Origin of the sequence: Pseudoalteromonas sp. XMcav1-K, assembly GCF_044005875.1 — a bacterium.
In the GTDB taxonomy this organism is placed as follows: domain Bacteria; phylum Pseudomonadota; class Gammaproteobacteria; order Enterobacterales; family Alteromonadaceae; genus Pseudoalteromonas; species Pseudoalteromonas spongiae.
Window position 1 is genome coordinate 1 of sequence record NZ_JBIPJE010000014.1, and the last position, 26,855, is coordinate 26,855.

Genomic DNA, 26,855 nt, shown 5'->3' on the forward strand with positions numbered 1-26,855 from the left:
ACTTAATTTTGATTATTTTCTTTTTATTTTAAGAAAGTTTCAAAACTCAGTTTTACTTGACTCAACCAACTCGTGATTCGCTGCTATGCTGCGTCGTTCCCCGTGTTGGTGGAGGCGCATTATAGAGAGATCCGAATTTGGATCAACCCCTATTTCAAACTTTTTTTAGTTTTTTGGATCGTTTGGGTGAAATACGTACAAAACAGCTCATTTTTGTACGTTTTTGGCCGTTTAATGGGCTTTTTAAACTTAACTTAAATAATTTTACCGCTTATTTGTTCTGATATTATTGCCTTGTGAGCAAAGTAAGATAAGATAAGCATGAACATTTGTTAATTTTATGTTTAATTTGTGTAATTCGGAATCTTTAAAATGAGTTCATCGCAACAAAAATCATTAATAATAATTTTTATCGCATCTCTTATCGGCTATGCCGTAGTTCATTTTGCATTATCATCAGTACTTACAAGTTCATCTTTGGCTATTGCTGTAGGCATTTTGATTGGTGGTGTTCTTGCAACCTTTTCTGCTAATGGTGCAACTGAAAAGAAAGAGGCAAGTAAATCACTTTATGTGGGTAATTTACCTTATAAGGCAAACGAAGCGGTTGTTAGAAGTTTATTTGAACAACACGGGAAAATATTCTCTGTTCGCCTATTAAAGGATAAGCATACTGGTAAACGTCGCGGCTTTGGTTTTGTAGAAGTCGCAGAAAAGGATGCCGATAAAATTATCTCGGCATTAAATGATAAAGAGTTTCAACAGCGCACTTTAAAAGTACGTGAAGCGAAACAAAAGTCAGATGACAATAATTCTTCGGATGATAGTGTTAATCATTAATCACTGAGATTTGTAATTTAGTCTGTTCTAAAGCAGCCGTAGCATAATAATCTACTGGCTGCTTTTTATTATCTACTACATTACACTCGCCAATGAGACTCGATACACGATTTGCAATAGCCTCACCAGAGTCGAGTAGTTGTAAATCATGCTTTATTAACTGTTTAAGTTCATTTGCAATAATAGGAAAATGCGTACACCCCAAAACTAAATGATCAATTTCACTGTTTATTGCTAATTTATCGAGTTCTTGAGCTAACGCTTGCATATCTAATGTATTAAACCAGAACTTGTATTCAGCTAATCTTACTAGTTCGCTAGAACCATATAAGTCAACTTCACAGCTTCTTGCAAAATCATTAATCAATGTCGCGGTGTATTCATTTGCAACTGTGGCAGGCGTTGCTAATACGCCAATTCGTTTGCTTAGGGATTTCTCTGCTGCTGGTTTAATTGCAGGTACAACGCCTACTATTGGAAAATCAAATTGTGCGCGAAGTTGCACTAATGTTTGTGTGCTCGCAGTATTACAGGCAACAACCAATATATCGACAGGCTCAATTACTTTAATAAATTGAGTTAACAGACTAGTAATACGCTGCGTTAAAAATTGTGAAGAACGTTTTCCGTACGGCAGGTATTTGTTGTCCATAAGATAGCTGAATTTCGCACTCGGTAAACTCGCTTGAATATGTTCAAGTACCGATGTGCCACCAATGCCAGAATCAAATACAACAATGTGCTTAGCCAAACTACCCGACCTAATACGTTATTAACCCGAGTAGTTTGCCATAGATTTTTTAATTCACAAGCGATGACCTAGCTTTCTTTCTGTTGCTTTTGATTTAGCTGTTCAAAAAAGCTAGTACTGTAATCCAACAGATTCTCTTTATTAGCCTGCTGTTGATTCAGCCAATTTAATAATTGCGTCAATTGATTCTCAATATTGAGTGGCTTCGCTTTGTCATAGCTTTCTTTTAGCCCTTCATTTATTGGTTCAAATTGCTTAGCAATTTCTCGACCTGGTTGCGTCGTTTGATATTCTCTCACACTTGCTCTTACTTCTGTTTGCTGCAAGTTCATCGACATAGCCACCAATTGTGGAGAATCCAAGTTTAGATTTTTTGCTTGCTCAAACGCTTCATCAAGCGAGCCATTAAAGAACTCGTTACTAACTTCTTGCAAATCTGACATAAGTTCATTAATTGCTGCTACTTCATCTTCATTCAAATCACCTTCGACTGAAAATGAGTAAGCTTGTGAACTCGACTGAGAAGACGAATAACTGAACGACTCGTCATTACCATCTTTACTATAAGAGAATTGTTCCGACGACTGATACTGACTATTGTATGTTAACTTAATTACATCGCCTTCAGCTGTTTTAATCTCGTAACTCGCACCATTTTCTAGCTTATAATAATTCTGCGCATTAAAACTCGTAGACTTTGACTGCTCGCTTACTGGGTTAAATAAAGATTCTTCAAATTCGTCTAGGCCATCAAAAATAAATTCACGGCTTTTTTCGACCCCTTTTTCAATATCATCACTAAACAAATCGCTGTCTTTAAGCTCTTCAATTGCCTCACCCAGACCTTGCTTTATCCCTTTACGTGCTTGCTCAAGCATATTGGCCAGTGAGCCTTCATCAGCTCCGTCCGCTTGAGCACCTAAAATGGCACCTTTAACAAAGGACAGTACATTTTTAGCCACTTCTTCAAAATCAAACGTATTACTTGTGGCTGGCGGTTCCACTTTACTTTCAAATGGTATTGTCCCCATCATTTTTTGATAGGAGATCTGACTTGCAATTGTTATTCGTTGAGACATGGTAAAAACATCTTTAGACGATGCGTTTTGTGCTATTTCGTTTGGTTTATTTTGAGAAAAACCATACTTGTTTTCAGGTTGATACCCCAATCCACCAACTTTCATAATCATTGCCTCCATTTCAGAACATCTACTTATCGACCAAATAGTGAACAACTTAAGTATAAATCATTAATTTAAGCACTATTCGTTTTCCTTCTATAATGGTAATAACCACTTAGCTAAGTATGTTATTCGATGTTGCTAAGGCGGAGTTTTCTGATGTAGTCCTTCTAAATCGATAAATAACAACGTGATTAGCAATCAAAAAAGCCCGCGCAAATGATTCGCTATTTAAGTGAGTCAGTATAAGTATGTCACATTTTTTCTATGCTATAACTGGACAAAGAAAAACCACAACCTACAATAGCGCGACTCGCACACTAGAGGTTAAAAAGCATATGCCTGTAATTCAAATAGATACTTCACAATACGACGAACAACTTGCTGAAAAAGAACAACGTATCAGCCAACAATTTGCGCAGTTTAACGCGCCAAAATTAGAAGTATTTGCGTCTGAAGCAAAAAATTACAGACAACGTGCAGAGTTTCGCGTGTGGCATGAAGGTGAAGATTTATTTCACATTATGTTTGACCCTGAAACAAAAGAGAAAATCAGAGTTGATCAGTTTGATCCTGCAGCACCATTAATTTGTGAATTAATGCCTCGTTTGTTAGAGCTACTAAAACCGAATGAAATTTTACGTCGTAAACTCTTTCAAATTGATTATTTGTCGACATTAAGCGGACAAATTCTTGTTAGCTTGATTTATCACAAGCAACTTGATGACGAATGGGTAAACGAGGCTAATAAGCTAAAGGCGTTACTAAAAGAAGAGTTTGATATCGATTTTATTGGCCGAGCTCGCAAGCAAAAAATTGTGCTTGGTGAAGAATATGTCATTGAAAAGCTGAATGTAGATAATCGTGAACTTGTTTATCAGCAAGTTGAAAATAGCTTTACTCAGCCAAACGCCAAGCTAAATGAGCAAATGCTCGAGTGGGCAATTGATGTCTCAAAACCTCTTAATAACGATCTGCTGGAACTTTATTGTGGTAACGGTAACTTTTCAATTGCATTAGCGCCAAGCTTTAATCGCGTACTAGCCACCGAAATTTCCAAGTCTTCGGTTAAGTCTGCGCAATTTAATATTGCCGAAAACAAAATCAACAACCTCGATATAATCCGTATGTCGAGTGAAGAGTTCACTATGGCAATGAATGGTGAAAAAGAGTTTTCCCGCTTAAATGGTATCGACCTTAAAAGTTACAACTGTCAAAGTATATTAGTTGATCCGCCCCGTGCAGGTTTAGACAAAGACACCACTGATTTAGTGCAAGGGTATGACAACATTATCTATATTTCATGTAATCCAGATACGCTGGAAAGAGATTTGCAGCAACTAACTGAAACTCATACCATCGCGCGTTTTGCCATTTTTGATCAGTTCCCGTATACCCATCATATCGAATCCGGCGTATTTTTAACGCGCAAGTAAAACATCCATCAAAAAAAGCAGCTATTTAGCTGCTTTTTTTTCTTTGATATAGCTTGATGCCCCTTTAGCAATATAACGCAATTGCCAAATAATACGCTCGGTAAGTTGTTCACGCTGTGGCTTAGTGAGATCAAGCGCTTCAGCGCCTGCGTTAAATACTAACGTAACCATTGCTTCTGCTTGTATATACGCATGATTAGCATCACAACCAGTCTCGTTTTCTAAATAATGCGCGAGTTCTAGAATAAAGTGCTTAATTTCACGAGCAACTGCCGCCCTAAAAGCTTTTGATGTACCCGAACGCTCTCGCAATAATAAACGGAATTGGTTACTCGACTCATCAATAAACTCCATAAACGTCAACACAGATATATTGATAATACTGCCACCGCTTTCAATACGACGGCGAGCCTGACGCATCAATTGACGCAACATCAAGCCTGCTTCATCAACTAAGGTTAACCCAAGCTCATTCATATCTTTAAAGTGGCGATAAAAAGACGTAGGTGCAATTCCCGCTTCACGAGCGACCTCACGTAAACTTAGATTAGAAAAGCTATGCTCAGCACTTAGCTGGTTAAAAGCCGCTGCAATTAAAGCCTGTCTTGTCTTTTCTTTTTGTTGTGCGCGAATACCCGACATACGTCCCCCATCTAATTTGCACGCAGTTTACCACAGAAAAAATATTTATGAATTTTGTCGAATTCACTTGATTAAAAGGCCATATAAAACTATTTTAGCGTACAAGTGTACGCTGAGATTTTTAAGAATGAAAAAACCACCTATTATTTGGCTTAATACCCTCTTTTTTACCATCACTTTTTTGGCTGCTGTTACCATCGTGCCCTGGTACGGTCTAGCGTATGGCTACAGTAGCGCAAACTGGATCGCATTTATTGCGTGTATGTTTTATTGCGGTTTATCAATTACTGCCGGTTATCACCGTTTATGGGCGCACAAAACTTATGAAACCCATCCTGTGATTGAATTTATTTTTGCCATCGGCGGTGCGTTCTCAATTCAAAATAGCGCGTTACATTGGAGTTCAGATCACCGCCTGCATCATGGCAAAGTTGATGACACTGAACACGACCCTTACGCTGCGACTCGCGGGTTTTGGTATAGCCACATTGGTTGGATGCTGCGCGAATATCAAGCACATCGATACAACGACTACTCAAACTGCCGAGATTTACAAAAAAATCGTGTTGTTATGTGGCAACATAAACATTATTTGACGCTTACTCTGATTACCAACTTGGGTATCCCACTGGTACTTGGTTTGGTGTTTGGTAATGTATGGGGAATGTTACTTCTTGCGGGTTTATTGCGTTTAGTACTGAGCCAACACTTCACTTTTTTCATTAATTCGCTGGCACATATTTGGGGTTCTCGCCCTTACACTGAATCAAACACCGCCCGCGACAATGGCTTTTTAGCGTTATTCACATACGGTGAGGGGTATCATAACTTCCATCATATTTTTGCATCTGATTACCGCAATGGTATCCGATGGTGGCATTACGATCCGACAAAATGGCTGATAAAATCACTAGCATTTTTGGGATTAGCCTCAAAGTTACGCAAAACACCGCAAGAGCGAATTGAACGCGCAAAAGCGGCAACTTTAATGGAAAAAACCAAACGCACCTTGCTTGAAAAGCAAGACAGTCATGTGCAATTAGATAAACTACAGCACGAATATGAGTTGTTATTAAGTAAAATACAGCACTATTATAAAGTAAGAAAACGCTTACTAGAGATGCGCAAAAACAAAGTGATACAGCAATGTGAGCAATCACAATTGAAAAAGCAGTATAATGACATTAAAGCGTCTTTAATAAACCAACAACAAAACTGGCTGGCGTTAAACAAAGCCTTAATTAAAGGGCTCGCAATAAACTAGTTAAAGGAACACTCTGTGACAAAAAAACAAGCGACTAAAAAACAGTATGATTATGATGCCATTATAATTGGTACTGGCCCTGGTGGTGAGGGTACGGCTATGAACCTTGCGAAAAGTGGCAAGCGCGTAGCGGTTGTTGAAAAACAACCGAAAGTGGGTGGTGGTTGTGCTCACTGGGGTACAATTCCATCTAAAGCACTGCGCCACTCGGTTAGTCGCTTGATTGAGTTTAATTCAAACCCGCTGTTTAATTCACAAGCTCACAGAGAGCGCATGACCTACCCAGATATTTTAGATCATGCGAGTAACGTAATTTCAAAGCAGGTTAATTTACGCACCAGCTTTTATGATCGTAACCGTATTACCTTAATTCATGGCGAGGCGAGCTTTGTTGATAAAAATACGATTTCAATTTTAAAAGATGACGGCTCGAGCGAATCATTATCAGCGCAAACAATTGTCATTGCGACAGGCTCTCGTCCGTATCGCCCTGCTGAAATCGACTTTAATCATAAACGCGTTTACGACAGCGATACCATTTTAGGTCTCAAGCACGACCCTCGTCATATTATTATTTACGGTGCAGGTGTAATTGGCTGTGAGTACGCTTCTATTTTTCGCGGCCTAGGCGCAAAAGTAGATCTTATAAACACCCGTGATCGCCTACTCGCTTTCCTTGATGCAGAAACATCTGATTCATTAAGTTACCACTTTTGGAATAGCGGCATTTTAATTCGCCATAACGAAGAGTTTAAAAAAGTAGAAACCCGCGATGATTGCGTCATTATGCATATGCAATCTGGTAAAAAAATGCAAGCTGACTGCCTACTATTTGCCAACGGCCGAACAGGTAACACCGACAAGCTTAACTTATCAGCGATTGGTTTAAGCTCAGATAGCCGAGGCAATTTGAAAGTAAATGAAAACTATCAAACTGAAGTTGAAAATATATACGCAGTTGGCGATGTAATTGGTTACCCCAGCCTTGCAAGTGCGGCATTTGATCAAGGTCGAATCGCAGCAGATGCCATCACCACAGGCGAATGTAATAAAAAACTCATTCGTGATATTCCAAGCGGTATTTATACTATTCCAGAAATCAGTTCAGTTGGTCGTTCAGAACAAGAACTCACCGCTGCAAAAGTACCGTATGAGGTAGGTCGCGCACAGTTTAAGCATTTAGCTCGTGCACAAATTGCAGGTACAGAAGTTGGCAGTCTAAAAATCCTATTCCATATTGAAACGAAAGAGATTCTAGGCATTCACGTGTTTGGTGAGCGTGCCGCTGAGATAATTCACATTGGACAAGCAGTAATGGAACAAAAAAATGGTGGCAACACCATAGAATACTTTGTTAATACGACATTTAACTACCCAACAATGGCAGAAGCTTATCGAGTAGCTGCGCTTAACGGATTGAATCGGTTAATTAAATAAAGCAAAAAGGTACTTTATGTCAGGTTTATTACAAACATTCACATAAAGTGCCGATTTTTTAAACTAATGCTTGAGATCGTGTAAAATTATTGTAAACTTAAAAGCCTAAAAAAATAATAATAGGCTGTTAAGTATGAAAACCCCCACTCTATTACTTGCCTCAGCACTATCTTTGTTTTCTGTAAGCAGTTTTGCGGACTATTCAACTGCAAAGTATTATGAAAAACAGGGAGATGTTGAAAAATATGTGAGCGAACTAACCAAGATTGCAAAACTTGGTCATGTTAATGCGCAATACGATCTCGCAACTGCCTATTTAAATGGCCAAGGCGTCGAAAAAGATATCACCAAAGCCTACGCTTGGTACTTATTAGCTAAAGATTTTGGCCACCCACAAGCGAAAGATAAATATCGCGAATTACGTAAGCAGGTACCTTCGCGCCGAGAAGCAAAAGAAGCATATATCGACTTAAAAGATAGCTTTGGTAAAAAGCTTCATGATTTACGCTATGCGCCTATTTCAAAGCATACCAATTTCTTTCCTGAGCGCGCTAAATTATTAGAACGTGTAGAACCTGAAATCGATGGCAACACTCGTTCAGCGTCTAAAGCTTGGGTAACAATTGGCTATAATGTCAACGAAAGTGGGGTCGTTGAAGATAGCCGAATTCTAGCATCATTTCCAAAAGGCGTTATCGATGAAGCTGCTTTAGAAGCAGTGAAAAAATGGAAATTCGAGCCTGATGTAAGCCCAACAGGTGAACCGCGTCGCGTATTTGATCTGGTTGCTTCATTTACGCTTGGCTCTGAAAATAGCAAAGTTAAACGTGAATTTGAGCGTGCACTTACTGAATACAAAACCAAGCTTGTCGAGCTTGCAGATAAAGGCAACAGTGTTGCACAAAATCGCTATGCATTAATGTTAGAACACGGTGTACTTGAAAAAGCATCTGAAAACGAGCATATCGATTGGTATTACAAAGCCGCTATTAATGGAAATCATGATGCACAAATGCGCTTAATGCACTGTTTTGAAAATGGTGAAGGTTGCCAACCTGATGAAGAAAAAGCATTTAACTGGTTACAACGTGCTTCAGAATCTGGCAATGAACGCGCGCAATATCAACTAGCACGCATCATGCTAAATTACGGCAGTATTCATTATGATGTTGAAACCGCTGCTGAAATGCTAAAAACTGCAGCGCATAGCCAGTATTTACCGGCAATGATCGAATATTCTCGCTTACTTGCATTTTCTGACGTTGCTGAGTTACGTGACGCACAAAGTGCAATTAAATATGCAGAGTTAGCGCGTGCGGTTGATAATAATCACCCAGTGCTATTATCAGTACTTGGTAGTGCACATTCTGAACTTGGCCGTGTACAAGAAGGTCAAGTGTTACTGCAACAAGCACTGAATGAAGCGAATAATCGAAGTTGGCCAGCGCAAAACTACATTAAGTTAATTGAACTTAGTGAAGCATCAATGATGGCTGATACTACATCTGATTCTTACTAAGCTTATCGGCGAGCCGAGTTGGCTCTGGTAAACGATATTTAGTAACACATTGAAGAGCAAGCTGCAAAGCTTGCTCTTTTGTTATTAAGTGACCAGGCGAAACAAAAAGCGGCTTCACTTTATCCCGTGAACGCACCACATAACCACTCTTCTTATAATTAATCACCAGGTCTGAAATCGACCCTTTAGTTAACTCCGGCTCATCAAATTTACCAACCAAACAGCTTTTCGCAATGCCTAGTGTCGGCACATTTAAAATAACGCCTATATGACTCGCTACTCCGAGTCCCAACGGATGCGCAATACCCTGACCATCAAACATTAAAACATCAGGTAAGGTTTTGAGTTGCGCAAGCGCACTTAGTATTGCACCACCTTCTCGAAAGCTTAATACTCCAGGAATATATGGAATTACGGTCGGCGCTTCATAAACAGTCAGCTCAACCACTTCTAGACTAGGAAAGCTGAGCACCACAATGGCAGCTCGTGTTGTTTTACCCTTGTTAGGAAATGCAACATCAATACCCGCAATGTATCGAACAGAGTTTTGCATTGCTGTTAATTTAACTTTAGCAGCTAATTCTTGTTGAATTAACTTCGCATTGGCAACGCTGCCAGGCCAAGTAATAGAATCTGTAATCGCCATAAAGAAAAAAGCCTTGCTAGTGCAAGGCTCTGTACATTATTTGTTGTGGTACTGTTTACTTAGTTCACCTACCGAGTTGATAAACACTCCAGCGTTTTCAGGGTCAACTTCTGGTGTAATACCATGACCTAAGTTAAATACATGACCAGTTCCGTCACCATAGCCCTCTAGAATGCGCTGTACTTCTTGACGAATACGCTCAGGCGTACCATGAAGCATTGCAGGATCCATATTACCCTGTAGCGCTACTTTATCACCGATACGACGACGCGCGTCAGCAATATCAACAGTCCAATCAAGGCCTACTGCATCACAGCCTGTCGCTGCGATCGCTTCTAGGTTTAAACCGCCATTCTTAGTGAATAGAGTAACAGGTACTTTACGACCATCGTTTTCACGAATTAACCCATCTACAATTTTCTGCATGTAAGTTAATGAGAACTCTTTGTAATCGCGCGGCGATAGTACACCACCCCATGAATCAAAAATCATCAGCGATTGCGCACCGGCTTTAACTTGTGCGTTAAGGTAACTAATAACTGAATCAGCAAGCTTATCGAGTAGCATGTGCAAAATCTCAGGCTCTGAGAAAGCCATTTTTTTAATTTTGCCAAATGTTTTACTGCTACCACCTTCAATCATATAAGTTGCAAGTGTCCAAGGCGAACCTGAGAAACCAATTAACGGTACTTCACCTTTTAATTCACGGCGAATTGTACGCACGGCATTCATCACATAGCCCAGTTCATCTTCTGGATCTGGAATTGGTAGATTAGCAACGTCGGCCATTGACTGAATTGGACGTTCAAATTTAGGACCTTCACCTGTTTCAAAGTATAAGCCTAAACCCATCGCATCAGGGATCGTCAGAATATCACTGAAAAGAATCGCTGCATCCAGTGGATAACGACGTAGTGGCTGAAGCGTTACTTCACACGCTAATTCAGCATTTTTACATAAGCTCATAAAGTCGCCAGCTTGCGCGCGTGTTGCACGGTATTCTGGTAAATAACGTCCAGCCTGACGCATCATCCATACTGGAGTTTGATCTACAGGTTGTTTAAGTAGCGCACGTAAATAGCGATCGTTCTTTAATTCACTCATGGTAGTGTAAAACCTAAAAAATAAAACTGCGCGAATTGTATCATTTAGAACGCTAACTAACTATGCGAAAGATCAAGCGCTAACGCTTTAAATGCGTAATTATTCATCTTTTTACCCTTATTTTGCTATTAATCGCCTATTTTTGAAATTTAACGTTGTTAAAATGAAAATAGTTTGTTATAAAATAGATACAAAAATAAGAGCTTGAATTAATCAAGTCAGAAAAAGTTTTATAACCACCCTATTGGGTGGTTTTTTCTTTTTATGCACATTGAAAATAAAGAACTTTTTCTAAGCACAAAATAGCATATTAAAAATCCTCATAACTATCAGCAACTTAATCTAATCTTAATTAAATATGTTAAAAATCAGTTGACCTTTCATCAAGATTTCATTGTTATAGCTATTAGATTGAAGTAAAGGGACAAATATATGCTTACGAGATTAGAAAAAGCCAAAGAAGAATGGGGTGGAGCTCACTCGGCAATCGATAACTGGTTGCAAGAGCGTCAAGATTTACTCGTAATTTACTGTAAGCTTGCAGGTTTACCTCCCTATGAACGAAGCGACCAAGCGCTACCGCAAAAGTCTGAAATCCTTGAGTTTTGTCAGATTCTGATGGACTACCTATCTGCGGGTCATTTTGAGATTTACGACAACTTAGTGAAGGCATGCGCTGAAAAAGGCCCTGAAAGCCTTAAACTTGCACAATCGCTTTATCCGCAAATTTCAGCTTCAACAGATATAGCACTTAGCTTTAACGATGATTACGCCAACGCAAAAGAAAAAAGCTTAATGCCTAAGTTTGACGAAGACCTTTCAACATTAGGTCAAGTTCTTGAGCAACGCTTCGAACTTGAAGATGAGCTTATTGAGAATCTATACACTCATCACAGTGAATAAGTGGCGTTAATTAACGCCATTTTAATTTCTGCAGATTAGCCCAAACAAACAAGTGTTAAAGCTATTATCAATAAGCTTCTCAACATCCAAAATATTTGCCTGCTCGTGACTTAAGTAAAGCACTGTATTAATAAGGCTTTGTTGAATATGCATTGCAATAAAGTCAGTTGGCAAAGCCACAAAGTTACCTTGCTGTTTTTGCAATTCAATATACTCAGTCAAAAAATAAAAGACACTATTCAAAACACCTTGTTTAAAGTCCATTTCAAGCCATGGACTCGCATAATAAATAGTAAAAAATGAAAACTTTTCTGGATTATCAAGCCCCCATTTTATTACGCTTCGCCATACACTTAATGCCTGCTCATCACTATTGATTGCGTTACTTAACTGTAAACTTGCCACCAACTCCTGCTTCAGGCTTAAATACAGAGCTTCTACTAACACCTTCTTATTTTCAAAGTGATGAAATAATGTTCCCGTCGCGACACCAGCATGCTTTGCAATGCTCGCGGTCGATGTTTCAGAGATACCTTGTGCAACAAATAGTGTTAATGCCGCGTCCAGTAAGTTTTGTTTTTTTGAGTTACTCATTTAACGAACAAACAACTTTGTTAATAATGACTTTGCCAATCCCTTAAATTTTAAAATAAGCTTAACGCGCGGTAACCATAATGGTGTCTTTAATACTGTACGCTTATGGCAAAACGTTTCAAACCCTTCACGACCATGGTAATTACCAACGCCCGACTCGCCTATTCCACCAAATGGTGCATCATCAGCCCCCACATGCATTAAGGTATCATTAATACATACGCCGCCACTGTGTGTTTGCTGCAAAATCTGATTAATTGCCAACTTGTCCTTGGACATAATATAAAGCGCCAATGGACGCGCTTTGTTATTGATATAGTTTATCGCTTCGCTAAGTTCACTGTAGGCAATTACGGGCAGCACAGGTCCAAATATTTCACTCTGACACGCCAGCATTTGCTCATTCACATCAACCAGTAATTGTGGTGGCATAATGCGATTTTGCACGTCAATCTCATAGCCTTTAGGCGATAACACGCGAGCACCTTTACTTTTTGCATCATCTAACAAGGCTTGCAGTCGTTCAAACTGCGCTAAATTGATAACTGCACCGTACTCATCATTAAACTTATCAACATCATATAAAGCAGCGAATCTTTCTAAATAAGTCTGACAAAATGCTAAATGCTGAGATTGTTCAACAAGCACGTAATCAGGCGCAACACAAATTTGACCCGCATTAACCGATTTGCCAAGAATAATCGCATCAGCCGCCTTTTCTAAATCAGAATCAGGCGTAATCACTACCGGAGATTTTCCGCCAAGCTCCAAGGTATTCGGTATTAATCGTTCGGCACACGACTTTGCCACTAAGCGCCCGACAGACGTCGAGCCAGTAAAAAACACATGATCAAAAGGAAGCTGAGTAAATTTAGCGGCGACATCAGGCCCGCCCTCAATAATCGTCACGCTATCGCTTAGCGATGAAAAAATCTTACGTAATACCTGATTAGTAAATGGCGTATATTCGCTAAGTTTAACCATTACTTTGTTCCCAGCCGCCAACGCCGTTGCAATTGGCCCAATACTTAAAAATACAGGGAAATTCCAAGGCACAATTACACCCACCACACCTTTAGATTGTTTGTGAACATAAATGGATGATGGCGCGAGCAGCAAACCAGCACTGCGCCTTTCTGGTTTTAACCATGTTTTTATGTGCTTTAAGGTATAATTAAGATGCTGAACACTCGGTAATATATCCGCCATCAAACTATCAAAATCAGGGCGCTTTCCATAGTCTCGGTTTAATGCAACTAGCAAACTTTGTTGGTTTTCAATCAGCGCATTTTTCAAGCTATTAAGTAGGGTTTTACGCTCAATTAAACTTGGCTGCTTATTCGCAAGGTATTGTTGTTTTAGTGTTGAAAATGATGCTTCAAGATCAATTGCATTAACATCTTGTTGTGCTGATGCGTCGACAGACTCAAGGTTAACTGGATGTGAGGTGGATGAATTCATAAAAGTTCTAAACCAAATAAAAAAACCGACTGATTAGTCAGTTTAATTTAGAGCAATAATTCAACAAAGGCAAATAAAAAAGCCACCCGACTTGGGTGGCTTTTTAAAACTGGTAATTAAAATTACTCAGAAGCAGCTTCTTTTTCAGCTTCAGGCTGAACTACTTTTAAAAGCTCAACTTCAAAAATTAGCGTTGAGTTTGCAGGGATCTTACCAAGATCGCGCTCGCCGTACGCAAGTTCAGAAGGGATAAAGAACTTGTACTTTGAACCTTCTGCCATAAGTTGAACACCTTCAGTCCAACCTTTAATAACGCGATTTAGTGGGAAAGTAATTGGCTCACCGTGAGAGTATGAGCTATCAAACTCAGTACCGTCAATTAATGTACCTTTATAGTGAACTTCAACCGTATCTGTTGCTAACGGCTTCTTACCTTCACCTTCAGAAAGAATTTGATACTGAAGACCTGAATCAGTTGTTACAACGCCGTCTTTTTTGCCGTTTTCAGCTAAGAAAGCAACGCCTTGTGCTTTAACTTCTTCAGCTTTTGCTTGCGCCGCAGCTTGCTGCTTTTCAGCAACTTCAGTATTTAGTTTCGTTAGAAGCTCTTTAATTTCTTCTTCTGTTAGCTGTGATTTACCCGCTAGAGACTCTTCTAAACCAGCAACGATAAGTGCTTTATCTAGTTCAAAGCCAACTTCAGTTTTACCTTCTAGATCTTTCTTAACAAACTCACCGATTGAAGCGCCAAGACCATATGCTTGTTTTTGTACTTCGGTCTCTAATTTTACTTCAGCTTTCGGTGCTTCTTTATTACATGCAGCAAGTGCAAGCACTGATGCAGCAACGAATGAAAGTTTAAATACTTTTTTCATCTTTTTCTCCGGCAAATAAAATGCCTTTTATCTACAATTATCTAAGTTAAAATTAAATGAGTTACATGATAGGCTGACAAACATCGATGTAAAACACAAATAATGACGACAAAGACGTTAACCTGAGACAACGCCGATAATTATTATCTGTAACTACCTTGTTCTCAAAACTCGTCCTAGTCTAACCTCTCACAGTCTAAGAGTTAAGGGAAATTAGATTAAAAATGAAGCCATTTAGTATAACTTTATTAATTTTTATCCTATTTACCTTAACGGCGTGCGATAACACCGATGTCGTACCAAAAAATGCGCAAGAACATGCCGTACAAGGCAGTTACGCAGCGGCCCTTAACGCCAATGGCAGCCTTGCAGTTGTCTCCTCTATCAATCATGGCATTTCAGTATGGAATTTGAATGACAATGCATTGCTTTACCAATGGAGCCACCAACAAAGCGAAGACAACCTCGTTCTCGCTATAGACATTAGTGATGATAATAAGTTCGCGGTTACAGCAGATCGCACTAATTTTGCTGTCTGGAGCCTAGAAAATGGTGAGAATATCGGCTTTTGGAAAATCCAAGAATCGAGCATTCGCGATATAGCTATCAGCAATAACGGTCGTTACGTGCTTTATGGACGAGGTGACGGAAAAGTAATTCATATCGATCTAATTACTGGTCGCAGAATCGAATTTTTGGGTCACACCGAAAAAATTAACGCCGTCGATTTATCACCCAATGGCTATTACGCGCTAACTGGTGCCAATGACTACACCGCATATTTGTGGGATACCCGCAGTGCACAGGTAGTTCACCGTTTTAATCATCCAAGTCGCGTAACCCAAGTAAGTTTAGACCGAGAAGGCCGCAGAGCCTTTACCGCCGACAGTAAAAAACAAGCAAGTGTATGGAACTTACAAACAGGCGAGCAAATTAGTAACCTGCAATTCAGAGCACGGCAAAAAGTATTTAGCGCTGTGCGCTTTAGCCCAGATGCTAATCAACTACTCACAGGTTCGCCGGCTCGCACCATTGCATTATGGGATGTAAACTCAGGAAAAGAGCTACAAACATGGCAAGTAGCACCGCGCAAAGACTCGCGCCCAAAATCAGCAGTAGTATATGACATCGCTTTTAGCGATAATGGGCAGATTATCAGTGAAAGTTCTAACGGTTTATCTGAAACATGGCAAATGAACAAATAACCAGTCTTGAAGCGCGTATTACCGAACTTGAAACAAAGGTAGCGTACCAAGATGAAACTATCGACATTTTAAATGACGAGCTAAAGCAGCATCAAATGGCGATGGCAAAAATGACCCGTCAAATTGAGTTGGTAGGTGAAAAGCTAAAAGAAATGAAGCCGTCCTCGGTCGTCAGTGAAGAGCATGAAACCCCGCCACCGCATTACTAAATTGACGTAAAGCCTGATCACTCAGGCTTAAATACACCAATTACTTGTTCAAACTGGCGTGTTGACGCTTGAACTTGGCCTTCAGCCTGCGTCATCGTATGACCACATTCAACACACTCTACTTTTTCAACATCCATTTCTTTGTATAGCATCATGGTATCTTGCTTTTTACACTCTGGGCAGGTTGCGCCTGCGATAAAACGTTTTTTCTGTTTCATGGTTTTCAAATTAATCACAATGTTGATAAAGCGATTTTAACAAACAACACTGATTACTTGATATACTAGCGCAAGAAAAGTTTTCAAAAATGCTTACTAAATGATTCAAATCTCTAATCTAGAATTACTGCGTGGTGGCAAGCCACTATTAAAAAATACCAATGCAACCTTATTTGCGGGCCACAAAGTAGGTCTTGTTGGCAATAATGGCTGTGGTAAATCAAGCCTGTTTGCACTTATTCGCAATGAGCTATCACCAGATATGGGCGAATGTAGTATTCCTAAAGAGTGGCGTATTGCATCAGTAAAACAAGAAACGCCCGGATTAGATATTTCAGCACTAGAGTATGTGCTGCAAGGGTACGAAGAGTATTACGCACTGCGAGAGCAACTTCATGTAGCCGAACGTACCAACGACGGGGCAAAACAAGCTGAGCTTCACCTTACTTTAGAAGAACTACAGGCCTATCACATTGAGGCCAAAGCGGGTGAGTTACTGCATGGTTTAGGCTTTTCGCAGCAGCAAATATCTCTGCCGGTAAAATCATTTTCGGGTGGTTGGCGCATGCGCTTAAACCTTGCCCAAGCGTTATTACAAGAAGCAGATTTATTACTGCTGGATGAGCCAACCAACCACTTAGATTTAGATGCGGTTTACTGGCTAGAAAAGTTTTTGAAAACCTACCCAGGTACATTAGTGCTAATATCACACGACCGTGAATTCTTAGACGCCATTGTCGGCGAAATCTGGCACGTTTATCAGCAGCAAATTCACACTTACAAAGGTAACTATAGCCAGTTTGAGCGTATTAAGGCTGAAAAACTAGCTCAGCAGCAAAGTAACTTTGAAAAGCAACAAGAACAAATAGCACACTTAGAAAACTTTATTCGCCGCTTTAAGGCCAAAGCCAGCAAAGCCAAACAAGCGCAAAGTCGTGTTAAAGCACTCGAGCGAATGGAAAAACTGGCGCCAGCACATATCGACTCGCCATTTAACTTTAGTTTTAAAGAGCCACCTAGCTTACCAAACCCACTTATTTCTTTAGAAAAAGTGAAAGCGGGTTATGGCGATGTCACCATTTTACAAGACATCAAACTAAACCTTGTTCCAGGTAGCCGCATTGCGCTACTTGGTAAAAACGGCGCGGGTAAATCAACGTTAATCAAATTATTAGCAGGCGAGTTAAACGCGCAATCAGGCGAATTTGTGCACCACCAAGGCTTGCGTATAGGTTACTTTGCGCAGCATCAACTCGAATCGCTCGACCCAAGTGCATCGGCCATTTTGCATTTGCAACGTCTGGATAGCAAAGCGACAGAGCAAGAACTAAGAGACTTTCTTGGTTGCTTTGCGTTTCATGGCGACAAAGCCCTTGAGCCTGTAGCGCCATTCTCTGGTGGCGAAAAAGCGCGTTTAGTGTTGGCATTATTGGTGTATCAAAAACCTAACATCTTGCTACTCGATGAACCAACCAACCACTTAGATTTAGAAATGCGTCATGCTCTCGTAATGGCACTGCAAGGGTTTGAAGGGGCAATGGTTACGGTATCGCACGATCGTCATTTATTAAAAAACACTTCAGATCAGTTTTATTTAGTGGATAGCGGTCAAGTAACTCAACTAGGTTACGAGATTGAAGATTACTACGCATGGCTTGCCAACAAAGACGTTGCTAAAACACCTGAAAGTGATATAGCGCCAGTTGAAAGCAAACCTAACAAGGTGCAAAACCGCAAAGAGCAAAAACGCCTTGAAGCTGAGTTTAGAAAACAAATGCAGCCATTAAAGCGTGAAATTGAAAAACTTGAAAAGCAGTTAGAAACAGTTAGTGATGCACTGCAAAACGTTGAAAGCGCACTTGCGGACGCCAGCATCTATCAAGATGAAAATAAGGCAGAGCTTAATAAACAGCTAGCGGAACAGGCGAAACTTGCGCCACAGCTCAATGAGATTGAAGAAAGCCTGCTTGAAAAACTCGAAACACTTGAACAAGAGGAAGCTGACTTTGCAGCCCAATTTGCAGAGTAGCAACCTCTGGCAGTTTGCTTTGCAGTATTACAGCAAAAGCGCGCATAGCCGCGCGCTTTTACAGCTGCAAGATAAATACGCTGCCAATATCAATTTGTGCTTACTACTTAAATACCTATCGCATCAAAACATAATCGTAAGCACCTCAACCATTACCGTATTACATGCACACGTTACGGAATTTAGCCAAAACTACACGCAACCGCTTCGCCAAATACGAGCCAACTTCAAACAGTCGTTGCAAACAATGGATAATTATTCAGCATTGCGAACCCATATGCTCAATGCCGAGTTAGAGCTTGAAAAACAAGAACAGCAATTGCTAGTAGACGCCTTTAATCGCGCAACAGCAAACGATTCGCCTCCCACCTGCCCGCTTAAATACTACCTAGAAAGCATTTTAGCAGTGCCAAAAACTGACCTAGATCAAACATTAACTCAACTTGCGTAACACGCGTAAATACGCGGGATAAATATTGATCTAAGTCATGATCATTATGCTCACCTTATTCTATTCTCTTTCGTGTTGACGTTAGAGGAGAAACACAATGAGCAATTTATTTAGAGACTTTTTCCAGGACCCTGTGCTCTTTTTATCATTTGGCATTTTAGGTGTTGTTATTGTTCTTTGCCTTTTCTACGTAGGCTTCTTTATCAATAAGATTAAGAACGATCAGCCTAGCGAGTCATAACCAGTTTTATAAATTTGATAATGTGGGCTTGGGCCGGCATTTGAAAAACCCTGTTAGAATTAAGCACGACGCACTAAAGCATCAAACTAGGCAACTAGTTTGGTGCTTTATTTTTTCTAATACCAATTTGGATAATTAAGCGCTCTATTTTAAGCGCTGGTAGCACGGCAAGCATTTCACTATAAAGCTGCGCTACATAAAAAACTTTAACGCGGTTAGCAACAGATTTAATGCCTAGGGTCTGTTGATCTTTGCTGTTCTATTTTTGTTCTCATTGAGCGTGCTTTTATCGCGGCGCTCGATGTGTGGCCTAGCAACCTAAGCGAATATCGAGCAACAATGAGAAAAGTGCGCTCAAAAGAACCGTTCGGCAGCGCTTGATTGGCTTTTATACTGTGTTATCGGCTGGCTCACATAGAATAACTATGCCACGCAGCCTCTGCCTTGTATAAAACCCAATCAAACTGCTGCAAAAACGAACTTAAAAGGTCAACAGTCCCTAAAAATGAATAATTATAATTGCGAATTGGTATGATACACTGAACAAATATTTTTCTTTTGTACACAGCCATGGATCAAAACTTTAAGCCAGCTTGGTGGATGACCAATCGGCACGCACAAACCATTTTACCGCGCTTTTTTCGCCCAAACCTTACCGTTGATTACAATATTGAAGAAATCACTACGCCCGATCACGACTTTCTGCAACTGATATGGAGTTCTCAGCATATTGCTGCCGACGACAAACCATTAGCAATTGTGCTGCATGGCTTAGAAGGAAATATTGATAGCTTCTACGCTAAAGGCATGATGAAAGCCCTAACTTTGGCCGGTTTTGATGTAGTGTTATTACACTTTAGAAACTGTGGACAAAAAGCTAATTTGCAGGCACGCGCCTATCACAGCGGCGAAACCAGCGATTTGCATTTTTTAGTTAATATATTAAAGCAACGCTTTCCAAATAAGCCATTAATGGCTGTTGGCTTTTCACTCGGTGGCAATGTATTAACCAAGTACCTAGGTGAGTATGAAGACGAATGTCAGCTAGATGCCGCAGCCGTTGTTTCAGCCCCGTTTGCCTTGGCGTCATCATGTAAAGTGATTCAAAAAAGTTGCTTTAAGCTTTATCAAAAATATTTACTGGATAGGCTAAAAAAGTCCACAGCAAGAAAGCTTGATAACATTAAAGAATCAATAAATTTAACGGCAAAGCAACTAGAAAACATTTACGATTTATGGGAATTCGACAACAAAGTAACAGCCCCATTACATGGTTTTATAGATGCGGCCGATTACTACCTAAAATCAAGCGGCAAACAGTATTTAAAACGCATCACAACTCCCACTTTAGTGATTCATGCAAAAGATGACCCTATGTTGTCACAAGAAGCTATTCCGCAAAAAGAAGACGTAAGCAACGCGGTTAAACTGATGGTTTCCAAGCAAGGTGGACATGTTGGCTTTATAAGCGGTAAAAACCCATTTAAGCCGATTTTTTGGCTAGAGCAGCAAGTTCCCCATTTTTTCCAGCAACAACTTTTAGGCAAATTAAAATGATCGTTCCGATTGAACAAATTGACCCAGATACTCTGACTAATTTAATTAAAGAATTTGTTCTGCGAGAAGGCACTGACTACGGTGAAGAAGAGGCAGAACTCAACTTAAAAGTTGAGCAAGTGAGAGCACAGCTCAAAACTGGCACAGCGGTATTAGTATTTTCTGAATTACACGAAACAATTAATATTATGCCAGCCAGTGACTTTGAATCACACCCAGATTATGAATAGAAAAGGCAGCGCCTTTTCTATTTTTTAACTTTTCACTTTCTTATTCACAACTTCGATTACCAACAGCTCACAACATTTCTATCGCGATTCTATTGCTTTACTCATTAAAGCAAGCACAATAAAGAAAACAACGACACAGAATCCACTATGAAATATCTAATAAAAACAAGCTTAATCGCAAGTGCCATAATGGCAACCTTCACAGCAGGTGCAACCCAATACACAGCATCAGAAAAAGCAGTAAAACTCGCACAGGAGAACTTATTAATCGACACCCATATCGATGTACCTTACCGCATTTACCACAAATGGGATGATGTCTCAAAAGCCACGGAAGGTGGTGATTTTGACTATCCTAGAGGTGTCAAAGGCGGTTTAAATGTGCCTTTTATGTCGATTTACATTCCAGCAAACCTCGAATTTGAAGGCAAAGGGAAAAGTTATCAACTAGCCAATCAATTAATTGATGGCATGGAAGCATTAGCACAACGTGCACCGGATAAGTTTGCTATTGCAACCAGTACTGCCGACGTTGAAGCACAGTTTAAGCAAGGATTAATGTCACTTGCTATGGGTATGGAAAACGGCTCGCCAATGGAAGGGGAAATGGCAAACCTAAAGCATTTCTTTGACCGTGGTGTGCGTTACATTACCCTTGCGCACTCACAAAGCAACCATATTTCTGACTCGTCCTATGATATTCGTCGTAAGTGGAAGGGGTTAAGCCCGTTTGGCAAAGATCTAGTAAAAGAAATGAATAAAATCGGCATGCTGATTGATGTTTCGCATATTTCAGACGATGCGTTTTATCAGGTTATGGAATTATCTGAAGTGCCAGTGATTGCATCGCACTCATCACTGCGTAAATATACACCGGGTTTTGAGCGCAATATGGATGACAAAATGCTGCTTGCTCTCAAAGAAAACGGCGGTGTTATTCAGATTAACTTTGGTTCAAGCTTTGTAACCTCTGCAGCGGGTGCGTGGGGCGATAAAATGAAAGCGGCACGTAAACAGGCCAAAGAGACTTTCGGCGAAAATAGTTCACAAGTAAAAGATTTCAGAAAAGCATACAGTGCTAAAAACCCATACCCGTTTGCAAGTTTAGAGCAAGTGCTGAATCATATTGACCATGTAGTAAAACTAATTGGTATTGATTACGTTGGTATTGGTTCTGACTACGACGGCGTTGGTGACTCACTGCCGATCGGTTTGAAAGACGTAGCAAGCTACCCTAACCTAGTGCAAGGTTTATTAGATCGCGGTTACTCTGATAAAGATATTATTAAGTTATTAGGCGGTAACACAATGCGTGTTTGGCGCGAAGCCGAAAGCTACGCTAAAAAGCACTAAAGGTTACAAATGTTAGGCGGCATTGTGTCGCCTGACTTTCTCAGCAAGTGTTAAAACAGGAAGTGAACATTTTGAATAGCAACTTTGAAGCACTCTCATTAACACTACAACAAGCTATTTTAGTAACGCTTTTGCAATGCTCGAATTGCAAACTCAACGCGCTTTTTAGCCAATTGAAGCAACAAAAGCTACTGCACACCCTAGATTCAAACCCAGAGCAAAACCTGTTTAAGCAAAACTTTCTGGTAATGAATGCCCTATTCAACCTTCAACATGATGCAAAAGAGTTAGGGTATAGTTTAATTATTGAATCAATCAATATAAAGCTTGTTAAGTATCAAGAAAACCAAGTCACAAATCATAACCCTGCGCTTTCAGAGTATTATTTAGACTTTAACAATATCGCTATCTCAAACGATGAAATAAACAAGTTACTGGATAACTTTTGGCAGTACTACGCTGAACATAGCACAATAACATCAGATGATTTAACTACTGCATTTAACACGCTTGGCTTAGCTCGTGACGCTAATTTGAAACAGATAAAGCGTGCTTGGTATAAAATTGCACTCGCATCACATCCAGATAAACAAAATAACCAGCATACTAGCGACTACATTACAGCAAACCATGCCTATCAGTTACTGGTAAAACATTTCACGCAAAGTAAGTAACTCTGATGCAGCTAATACCCATTGAGCCTGAAAAGCTTCCTTTAGCTCTTTTACTCGAAGCCGACCCAAGCATTGAAAAAGTACAGGCATATTTAGCAAATGGCATCTGCTTTGCCGCAGTTATCGATAATACTGTAACTGCTGCTTGTATCTTTCAACGACGCTCACACACCTCTATTGAACTAATGAATATTGCGGTGCAACCAACTCATCAAGCGCAGGGGATCGGTTCTAAGTTGCTGGCATATGCGATTGCCGAGATAAAATACAAAGGCGTTGAAATTATTGAATTAGGCACTGGAACTTTTGGTCATCAACTTAGCTTTTATCAAAAATTAGGGTTTCGTGTTGAAAGTGTGATTAAAAACCACTTTTTAGACAACTACCCTGAGCCAATTTTCGAAAATGGAATTCAGCACAAAGATATGCTTAGACTAACGCTTTGTTTGAAAGGTATTTCATAGAAAATTAATAGTTTACGACTTATTGAATTCAACTTAACGCGATATTAAGCGCTAATGATAATTTGCCGCAAAGCTAAAAGCGTTAAATATAAAGGGGTAATTTCTAGAGAAGAAAACTATCTAAATAAACTGAAAAGTTGAAATATTAAGAAATGATTAAAGGAGCTGGAAATGATACGCGTTGGCCACCAACGACGACCGTAGGGCGAAATAAACTATTTATAAAGATTTAAAAATTGGGAGAATTAAGAAATGGTTGCGGGAGCCGGATTTGAACCGACGACCTTCGGGTTATGAGCCCGACGAGCTACCAGGCTGCTCCATCCCGCGTCAGAATGGTTCACGAATGTGAACAAGCCTTAGAAGTTTTAATTCATTCTAAAGGAATTGGCTACCAAAGAGTTGGTTGCGGGAGCCGGATTTGAACCGACGACCTTCGGGTTATGAGCCCGACGAGCTACCAGGCTGCTCCATCCCGCGCCTGTATTCTTAAGCTTTGCTGCTTAAGTGAGGCGCTATAATAAGGATTTATGACAGTTATGCAAGTGTTTTCTTTTAAAAACTGTTTAACCGCTCAAATTAGCATCAACGCTTATGCGGTTTGATCATTTCTTGCCAAGGGTAACTTTGATCGCCCGTAATAATAAAGTCAGGGTTTTCAGTTGTTTCGCGCTGGTTATAGGTAATAGGATTGAATTCCGCATCAAAAAGCTTACCACCTGCCATTTCCACAATTATTTGTGATGCGCCAGTGTCCCACTCTCCAGTTGGCCCTATTCGCATAAAAGCATCAGCACGCCCTTCAGCGATTGCACACGCTTTTAATGAGCACGAACCTAATGGCAAAGTATCAAACTCTGAGTCAATGTACTGACTTACCGTTGCAATATTTTGTCGCCTACTGACAGCTAACTTTAATTGAGATTGCTTTTGAACTTGCAGCTGAACATCTTCGCCATTTTCACGTTTAAATGAACCAACACCTTGCATCGCCCAATATGTAACCCCTTCGGTTGGCCAAAAAATAACGCCAAACACCGGTTTATTGTTTTCAACAAGCGCAATATTTACTGCAAAGTCACCACTTTTAAGCACAAACTCACCTGTGCCATCTAGCGGATCTAGCAGCCAGTATCGCTGCCACGATTCACGGTCTGAAAGCGCAGGAATTGGCGTTTCTTCAGACATAATCGGGATATTTGGTGCTAGCGCTTTTAAACCCGCTAATAGCACCTCATTTGCCGCTAAATCTGCTTTTGTTACAGGCGTGTTATCTGACTTTTCACATAGTTGAATGTCATCTTGATGGTATACATCTAAAATAGCGTCGCCTGCTTGTCGCGCTATTTCAATACAAGGCTCAATAAATTCTTTCATTCGGTACTACTGTAAATTAAATTAAGATAAATACTGTTTTGCTAATAATAGTGCAGCAACGCTGCGCGCTTCGGTAAAGTCGGTTTGCTGTAATAGTGTTTGCCAATCGCTTAATGGCCACTTAATAACTTCAAGTGGTTCAGGTTCATCCCCTTCTAACTTCTCGGGGTATAAATCTTGCGCCAACAATATGTGCATTTTGGCGTTAAAATAACTCGGGGCTAACGATACTAACTTTAGCTCAGCAAGTTGCTTTGCACCAAATCCAGCCTCTTCTTTTAGCTCACGATTACCAGCTTGCACCGCAGTTTCACCAGGATCAATTAGACCTTTTGGGAACCCGAGTTGATAGTCATGGGTACCAGCACAGTACTCTCGCACTAAAATTAGATTATTTTCACTATCCACAGGCACTACAAGCACCGCACCTCGCCCCCCGCCTTTTACCCTTTCATATTGCCTTTTAACGCCATTTGAAAACGTTAAGTCCATCGCTTCTACCGTAAATAATTTACTGTGCGACACCTCGGTAACGTTTGTAATTTGGGGGAGTGTTAATCCTTTATTCTCGGCCATCTTGAAACTCTGTTAAACTACAGTCTAAATTTATAATAAAACTTTTAAACTAAAAAACCTATGTTAAATTGGCAGGAAATCGATACCGTTTTATTTGATATGGACGGCACATTATTAGACCTTCATTTCGATAACCATTATTGGCTTGAACTAATCCCACAAAAACTTGCAGAAAAACACGGTATCACTAAACAACAAGCGTTTGCACAGCTGTCAGAAAAATACCAACAAGTGGAAGGACAAATACAGTGGTATTGCTTAGATTATTGGCAGCAGGAACTCGATTTGCCAATTGTCGAGTTAAAGCAAGAAATTAAGCACTTAATTAGCATTCGAGAAGACGTGCCTGACTTTTTAAAAGCGCTTAAAGAGGCCGGTAAAAAACTTATTTTACTGACCAATGCGCATCCAGATAGCCTGTCACTCAAAATTGAACAAACAGCTTTTGATGTGCATTTAGATGCGCTTATTTCAACCCATGAGTTTGGCGTAAGTAAAGAATCTCAGCGCTTGTGGCAACAAGTGGAGCAACAACTTGGCTTTGATAAAACCAGAACTTTATTTGTTGATGACAGCTTGCCTGTGCTTGATGCGGCAAAACAGTATGGTATTAAACATCTTCTTGCGGTTGCAAACCCAGATTCCACCAAAGCAACCCGCACTATTGATAACTACTTATCAATTGAAGACTACCGCACTTTACTGCCAATAACTTAACTCATAAAAAAAGGCCACATTAGTGGCCTTTTTGTACTCTTTAATTTGTTTTATAACTTACGCTGGGTAGCGAGCCTCTAAGCCTTTGTATACCAGCTCAGCAAAGTTTTCTTGATTAATGTCGAGTGATTTAACTACTTCAACTAAGTGTTCGTTATCTTCTTGACCGTTCCACATTTTAATGTAGCTGCCATCTTTATAGCCATGATCTTGGCGGAAAAAGTTAAGTGTGTTTTTACCAACATAACCACGATATAAATCGTCGATATCCATGCCAATTTGCGCCATACACCCGGCAAATGCAGCCGCATCAAATGTCTTGTTTGCTACGGCACTTGCAGCAAGTAGCTCAAGTGTTTGCTTAAAATCATCAGCTTGAGTTGGCTTTTCTAGCTCAGCAGTTAATTGCTCTGCTAACTCTTGATAACTTGTTTCGCCATCGATTCGAAGCGATAAACCAAAATGGAAAATATCTACCAGCTCAAGAATTACTTGTTCAGTGTCAGGTGTTTGTTTCTTCCACCACTTCCAACCGTAGTGATCTAGCATTTCAGCACACTCAACCCAAATCGCACGATACCACTCAAATCCCTGATTAAACCATTCGGCATGGACTTTAGTATTCATCGCGTTTTGCATCTCTAGCATAGTGCAAATTTTGTTTACATTGGCAGACATAATCTTTCTCTAAAATTAAATTGGGCGTAGTGTATCAAAAAGCGATTACTGTCTCAGCTCAAAATCACATTGTGACTTCTTCACATAACGCGCATCAAAGGTTTCACCCGTATTAAATTCAAGGCGCATTGATGACAAATCAAAACGAGAGTGTGGGTAACGATCAATCCACTGCATAGTGGCTTGACAAATTTCCTCTAACTTATAAATACGAAAGGTATCA

At 40.0% G+C, this 26,855-nt stretch carries 29 protein-coding genes and 2 tRNA genes; 17 read left to right on the forward strand and 14 right to left on the reverse strand.

Annotated elements, in window-relative coordinates; translation table 11 throughout:
- The first annotated feature begins 372 nt into the window (after positions 1 to 372).
- On the forward strand, positions 373 to 840 hold the full coding sequence (locus ACHSBP_RS00520) for an RNA-binding protein (RefSeq protein ID WP_010562165.1): 468 nt from the start codon (positions 373 to 375) through the stop codon (positions 838 to 840).
- On the opposite strand, the gene murI is transcribed toward ACHSBP_RS00520, so the two are convergent.
- Entirely contained in the window at positions 830 to 1,591 is a 762-nt protein-coding gene (murI, locus tag ACHSBP_RS00525) for a glutamate racemase (RefSeq protein WP_010562166.1), read from the reverse strand. The two genes, ACHSBP_RS00520 and murI, sit on opposite strands and share 11 nt — an antisense overlap.
- A gap of 68 nt (positions 1,592 to 1,659) precedes the next feature.
- The gene (locus ACHSBP_RS00530) at positions 1,660 to 2,775 is read right to left on the reverse strand and encodes a DUF5610 domain-containing protein (RefSeq protein WP_010562167.1); all 1,116 of its coding nucleotides are present in this window, start codon (positions 2,773 to 2,775) and stop codon (positions 1,660 to 1,662) included.
- Positions 2,776 to 3,110: 335 nt separating this feature from the next.
- On the opposite strand from ACHSBP_RS00530, the gene trmA reads away from it, so the two are divergent.
- Positions 3,111 to 4,208, forward strand: coding sequence for a tRNA (uridine(54)-C5)-methyltransferase TrmA (trmA, locus tag ACHSBP_RS00535; RefSeq protein ID WP_010562168.1), 1,098 nt, complete (start codon positions 3,111 to 3,113; stop codon positions 4,206 to 4,208).
- Positions 4,209 to 4,229: 21 nt separating this feature from the next.
- On the opposite strand, the gene fabR is transcribed toward trmA, so the two are convergent.
- Positions 4,230 to 4,850 (reverse strand): HTH-type transcriptional repressor FabR, encoded by a 621-nt coding sequence (gene fabR, locus ACHSBP_RS00540; protein WP_010562169.1) that lies wholly within the window; start codon positions 4,848 to 4,850, stop codon positions 4,230 to 4,232.
- A 127-nt stretch (positions 4,851 to 4,977) separates the two neighbouring features.
- Here fabR and ACHSBP_RS00545 point away from each other — a divergent pair, with 127 nt between their 5' ends.
- The 3 genes from ACHSBP_RS00545 (at position 4,978) to ACHSBP_RS00555 (ending at position 9,070) form a co-directional block, all read left to right on the forward strand.
- The gene (locus ACHSBP_RS00545; RefSeq protein ID WP_010562170.1) at positions 4,978 to 6,114 is read left to right on the forward strand and encodes a fatty acid desaturase; all 1,137 of its coding nucleotides are present in this window, start codon (positions 4,978 to 4,980) and stop codon (positions 6,112 to 6,114) included.
- 15 nt (positions 6,115 to 6,129) lie between these two features.
- Positions 6,130 to 7,551: a Si-specific NAD(P)(+) transhydrogenase gene (gene sthA / locus ACHSBP_RS00550; protein WP_040642747.1), complete on the forward strand. Its 1,422-nt coding sequence runs from the start codon at positions 6,130 to 6,132 to the stop codon at positions 7,549 to 7,551.
- A gap of 133 nt (positions 7,552 to 7,684) precedes the next feature.
- On the forward strand, positions 7,685 to 9,070 hold the full coding sequence (locus ACHSBP_RS00555; protein WP_010562172.1) for a TonB family protein: 1,386 nt from the start codon (positions 7,685 to 7,687) through the stop codon (positions 9,068 to 9,070).
- On the opposite strand, the gene nfi is transcribed toward ACHSBP_RS00555, so the two are convergent.
- Positions 9,051 to 9,716, reverse strand: a complete 666-nt coding sequence (gene nfi, locus ACHSBP_RS00560) for a deoxyribonuclease V (RefSeq protein ID WP_010562173.1) — start codon at positions 9,714 to 9,716, stop codon at positions 9,051 to 9,053. The two genes, ACHSBP_RS00555 and nfi, sit on opposite strands and share 20 nt — an antisense overlap.
- Positions 9,717 to 9,752: 36 nt before the next feature.
- Complete coding sequence (gene hemE / locus ACHSBP_RS00565) at positions 9,753 to 10,820, reverse strand: uroporphyrinogen decarboxylase (RefSeq protein WP_010562174.1); 1,068 nt, start codon at positions 10,818 to 10,820, stop codon at positions 9,753 to 9,755.
- Positions 10,821 to 11,252: 432 nt separating this feature from the next.
- Between hemE and ACHSBP_RS00570 the strand changes: the two genes are divergently transcribed.
- Positions 11,253 to 11,723, forward strand: coding sequence for an Rsd/AlgQ family anti-sigma factor (locus tag ACHSBP_RS00570; RefSeq protein WP_010562175.1), 471 nt, complete (start codon positions 11,253 to 11,255; stop codon positions 11,721 to 11,723).
- A gap of 21 nt (positions 11,724 to 11,744) precedes the next feature.
- Here ACHSBP_RS00570 and ACHSBP_RS00575 read toward each other — a convergent pair whose 3' ends face one another.
- The 3 genes from ACHSBP_RS00575 to fkpA all read right to left on the reverse strand — a co-directional run bounded on the left by ACHSBP_RS00575 (position 11,745) and on the right by fkpA (position 14,653).
- A complete protein-coding gene (locus ACHSBP_RS00575; RefSeq protein ID WP_010562176.1) occupies positions 11,745 to 12,317 on the reverse strand; it encodes a TetR/AcrR family transcriptional regulator in 573 nt (190 codons plus the stop codon).
- On the reverse strand, positions 12,318 to 13,778 hold the full coding sequence (locus ACHSBP_RS00580) for a coniferyl aldehyde dehydrogenase (protein ID WP_010562177.1): 1,461 nt from the start codon (positions 13,776 to 13,778) through the stop codon (positions 12,318 to 12,320).
- A 122-nt stretch (positions 13,779 to 13,900) separates the two neighbouring features.
- Positions 13,901 to 14,653, reverse strand: a complete 753-nt coding sequence (fkpA, locus tag ACHSBP_RS00585) for an FKBP-type peptidyl-prolyl cis-trans isomerase (protein ID WP_010562178.1) — start codon at positions 14,651 to 14,653, stop codon at positions 13,901 to 13,903.
- Positions 14,654 to 14,877: 224 nt separating this feature from the next.
- Here fkpA and ACHSBP_RS00590 point away from each other — a divergent pair, with 224 nt between their 5' ends.
- Positions 14,878 to 15,858, forward strand: coding sequence for a WD40 repeat domain-containing protein (locus ACHSBP_RS00590; protein ID WP_010562179.1), 981 nt, complete (start codon positions 14,878 to 14,880; stop codon positions 15,856 to 15,858).
- Positions 15,855 to 16,067, forward strand: a complete 213-nt coding sequence (locus ACHSBP_RS00595) for a SlyX family protein (protein ID WP_040642755.1) — start codon at positions 15,855 to 15,857, stop codon at positions 16,065 to 16,067. The genes ACHSBP_RS00590 and ACHSBP_RS00595 overlap by 4 nt, the downstream gene beginning before the upstream one ends.
- Before the next feature lie 17 nt (positions 16,068 to 16,084).
- Here the strand turns inward: ACHSBP_RS00595 and ACHSBP_RS00600 are convergent, their stop codons facing one another.
- On the reverse strand, positions 16,085 to 16,285 hold the full coding sequence (locus ACHSBP_RS00600) for a YheV family putative zinc ribbon protein (RefSeq protein WP_010562181.1): 201 nt from the start codon (positions 16,283 to 16,285) through the stop codon (positions 16,085 to 16,087).
- 100 nt (positions 16,286 to 16,385) lie between these two features.
- Here ACHSBP_RS00600 and abc-f point away from each other — a divergent pair, with 100 nt between their 5' ends.
- The 8 genes from abc-f (at position 16,386) to ACHSBP_RS00640 (ending at position 23,284) form a co-directional block, all read left to right on the forward strand.
- On the forward strand, positions 16,386 to 18,314 hold the full coding sequence (abc-f, locus tag ACHSBP_RS00605; protein ID WP_395387927.1) for a ribosomal protection-like ABC-F family protein: 1,929 nt from the start codon (positions 16,386 to 16,388) through the stop codon (positions 18,312 to 18,314).
- Complete coding sequence (locus ACHSBP_RS00610) at positions 18,232 to 18,765, forward strand: TIGR02444 family protein (RefSeq protein ID WP_084616606.1); 534 nt, start codon at positions 18,232 to 18,234, stop codon at positions 18,763 to 18,765. The genes abc-f and ACHSBP_RS00610 overlap by 83 nt, the downstream gene beginning before the upstream one ends.
- A gap of 97 nt (positions 18,766 to 18,862) precedes the next feature.
- Positions 18,863 to 19,006 (forward strand): DUF3149 domain-containing protein, encoded by a 144-nt coding sequence (locus ACHSBP_RS00615; protein WP_010562184.1) that lies wholly within the window; start codon positions 18,863 to 18,865, stop codon positions 19,004 to 19,006.
- Between the two features lie 570 nt (positions 19,007 to 19,576).
- Positions 19,577 to 20,563, forward strand: a complete 987-nt coding sequence (locus ACHSBP_RS00620; protein WP_010562185.1) for a hydrolase — start codon at positions 19,577 to 19,579, stop codon at positions 20,561 to 20,563.
- Positions 20,560 to 20,793 carry a YheU family protein gene (locus tag ACHSBP_RS00625; RefSeq protein ID WP_395387928.1) on the forward strand — a complete coding sequence of 78 codons (234 nt, stop codon included), beginning with the start codon at positions 20,560 to 20,562 and terminating at the stop codon, positions 20,791 to 20,793. Before ACHSBP_RS00620 ends, ACHSBP_RS00625 begins: the two co-directional genes overlap by 4 nt.
- Positions 20,794 to 20,940: 147 nt before the next feature.
- Positions 20,941 to 22,146 carry a dipeptidase gene (locus ACHSBP_RS00630; protein WP_010562187.1) on the forward strand — a complete coding sequence of 402 codons (1,206 nt, stop codon included), beginning with the start codon at positions 20,941 to 20,943 and terminating at the stop codon, positions 22,144 to 22,146.
- 71 nt (positions 22,147 to 22,217) lie between these two features.
- Positions 22,218 to 22,820: a DNA-J related domain-containing protein gene (locus ACHSBP_RS00635; protein WP_010562188.1), complete on the forward strand. Its 603-nt coding sequence runs from the start codon at positions 22,218 to 22,220 to the stop codon at positions 22,818 to 22,820.
- 5 nt (positions 22,821 to 22,825) lie between these two features.
- Positions 22,826 to 23,284 (forward strand): GNAT family N-acetyltransferase, encoded by a 459-nt coding sequence (locus ACHSBP_RS00640; protein ID WP_395387929.1) that lies wholly within the window; start codon positions 22,826 to 22,828, stop codon positions 23,282 to 23,284.
- Positions 23,285 to 23,537: 253 nt separating this feature from the next.
- On the opposite strand, the gene ACHSBP_RS00645 is transcribed toward ACHSBP_RS00640, so the two are convergent.
- The 4 genes from ACHSBP_RS00645 to nudE form a co-directional block, all read right to left on the reverse strand.
- Positions 23,538 to 23,614, reverse strand: a tRNA-Met gene (locus ACHSBP_RS00645).
- 73 nt (positions 23,615 to 23,687) lie between these two features.
- Positions 23,688 to 23,764 (reverse strand) — tRNA-Met (locus ACHSBP_RS00650).
- Between the two features lie 105 nt (positions 23,765 to 23,869).
- Positions 23,870 to 24,661, reverse strand: a complete 792-nt coding sequence (cysQ, locus tag ACHSBP_RS00655) for a 3'(2'),5'-bisphosphate nucleotidase CysQ (protein ID WP_010562190.1) — start codon at positions 24,659 to 24,661, stop codon at positions 23,870 to 23,872.
- A 21-nt stretch (positions 24,662 to 24,682) separates the two neighbouring features.
- Complete coding sequence (gene nudE, locus ACHSBP_RS00660; RefSeq protein ID WP_010562191.1) at positions 24,683 to 25,237, reverse strand: ADP compounds hydrolase NudE; 555 nt, start codon at positions 25,235 to 25,237, stop codon at positions 24,683 to 24,685.
- A 60-nt stretch (positions 25,238 to 25,297) separates the two neighbouring features.
- On the opposite strand from nudE, the gene yrfG reads away from it, so the two are divergent.
- The gene (gene yrfG / locus ACHSBP_RS00665) at positions 25,298 to 25,954 is read left to right on the forward strand and encodes a GMP/IMP nucleotidase (protein ID WP_010562192.1); all 657 of its coding nucleotides are present in this window, start codon (positions 25,298 to 25,300) and stop codon (positions 25,952 to 25,954) included.
- Between the two features lie 57 nt (positions 25,955 to 26,011).
- Here the strand turns inward: yrfG and ACHSBP_RS00670 are convergent, their stop codons facing one another.
- A complete protein-coding gene (locus tag ACHSBP_RS00670) occupies positions 26,012 to 26,632 on the reverse strand; it encodes a dUTP diphosphatase (protein ID WP_010562193.1) in 621 nt (206 codons plus the stop codon).
- Positions 26,633 to 26,855 lie beyond the last annotated feature (223 nt).

Bases quoted from the DNA above. Each gene is read 5' to 3' on its own strand.
- ACHSBP_RS00520 (WP_010562165.1), top strand. From the start codon at position 373: ATGAGTTCATCGCAACAAAAATCATTAATAATAATTTTTATCGCATCT.
- hemE (WP_010562174.1), bottom strand. From the start codon at position 10,820: ATGAGTGAATTAAAGAACGATCGCTATTTACGTGCGCTACTTAAACAA.
- trmA (WP_010562168.1), top strand. From the start codon at position 3,111: ATGCCTGTAATTCAAATAGATACTTCACAATACGACGAACAACTTGCT.
- ACHSBP_RS00610 (WP_084616606.1), top strand. From the start codon at position 18,232: ATGAGATTGAAGAAAGCCTGCTTGAAAAACTCGAAACACTTGAACAAG.
- ACHSBP_RS00570 (WP_010562175.1), top strand. From the start codon at position 11,253: ATGCTTACGAGATTAGAAAAAGCCAAAGAAGAATGGGGTGGAGCTCAC.
- ACHSBP_RS00625 (WP_395387928.1), top strand. From the start codon at position 20,560: ATGATCGTTCCGATTGAACAAATTGACCCAGATACTCTGACTAATTTA.
- yrfG (WP_010562192.1), top strand. From the start codon at position 25,298: ATGTTAAATTGGCAGGAAATCGATACCGTTTTATTTGATATGGACGGC.
- ACHSBP_RS00530 (WP_010562167.1), bottom strand. From the start codon at position 2,775: ATGAAAGTTGGTGGATTGGGGTATCAACCTGAAAACAAGTATGGTTTT.
- ACHSBP_RS00615 (WP_010562184.1), top strand. From the start codon at position 18,863: ATGAGCAATTTATTTAGAGACTTTTTCCAGGACCCTGTGCTCTTTTTA.
- ACHSBP_RS00575 (WP_010562176.1), bottom strand. From the start codon at position 12,317: ATGAGTAACTCAAAAAAACAAAACTTACTGGACGCGGCATTAACACTA.
- ACHSBP_RS00555 (WP_010562172.1), top strand. From the start codon at position 7,685: ATGAAAACCCCCACTCTATTACTTGCCTCAGCACTATCTTTGTTTTCT.
- ACHSBP_RS00580 (WP_010562177.1), bottom strand. From the start codon at position 13,778: ATGAATTCATCCACCTCACATCCAGTTAACCTTGAGTCTGTCGACGCA.
- ACHSBP_RS00670 (WP_010562193.1), bottom strand. From the start codon at position 26,632: ATGTCTGCCAATGTAAACAAAATTTGCACTATGCTAGAGATGCAAAAC.
- fabR (WP_010562169.1), bottom strand. From the start codon at position 4,850: ATGTCGGGTATTCGCGCACAACAAAAAGAAAAGACAAGACAGGCTTTA.
- abc-f (WP_395387927.1), top strand. From the start codon at position 16,386: ATGATTCAAATCTCTAATCTAGAATTACTGCGTGGTGGCAAGCCACTA.
- ACHSBP_RS00590 (WP_010562179.1), top strand. From the start codon at position 14,878: ATGAAGCCATTTAGTATAACTTTATTAATTTTTATCCTATTTACCTTA.
- ACHSBP_RS00620 (WP_010562185.1), top strand. From the start codon at position 19,577: ATGGATCAAAACTTTAAGCCAGCTTGGTGGATGACCAATCGGCACGCA.
- ACHSBP_RS00600 (WP_010562181.1), bottom strand. From the start codon at position 16,285: ATGAAACAGAAAAAACGTTTTATCGCAGGCGCAACCTGCCCAGAGTGT.
- cysQ (WP_010562190.1), bottom strand. From the start codon at position 24,661: ATGAAAGAATTTATTGAGCCTTGTATTGAAATAGCGCGACAAGCAGGC.
- ACHSBP_RS00630 (WP_010562187.1), top strand. From the start codon at position 20,941: ATGAAATATCTAATAAAAACAAGCTTAATCGCAAGTGCCATAATGGCA.
- fkpA (WP_010562178.1), bottom strand. From the start codon at position 14,653: ATGAAAAAAGTATTTAAACTTTCATTCGTTGCTGCATCAGTGCTTGCA.
- ACHSBP_RS00545 (WP_010562170.1), top strand. From the start codon at position 4,978: ATGAAAAAACCACCTATTATTTGGCTTAATACCCTCTTTTTTACCATC.
- nfi (WP_010562173.1), bottom strand. From the start codon at position 9,716: ATGGCGATTACAGATTCTATTACTTGGCCTGGCAGCGTTGCCAATGCG.
- ACHSBP_RS00640 (WP_395387929.1), top strand. From the start codon at position 22,826: ATGCAGCTAATACCCATTGAGCCTGAAAAGCTTCCTTTAGCTCTTTTA.
- nudE (WP_010562191.1), bottom strand. From the start codon at position 25,237: ATGGCCGAGAATAAAGGATTAACACTCCCCCAAATTACAAACGTTACC.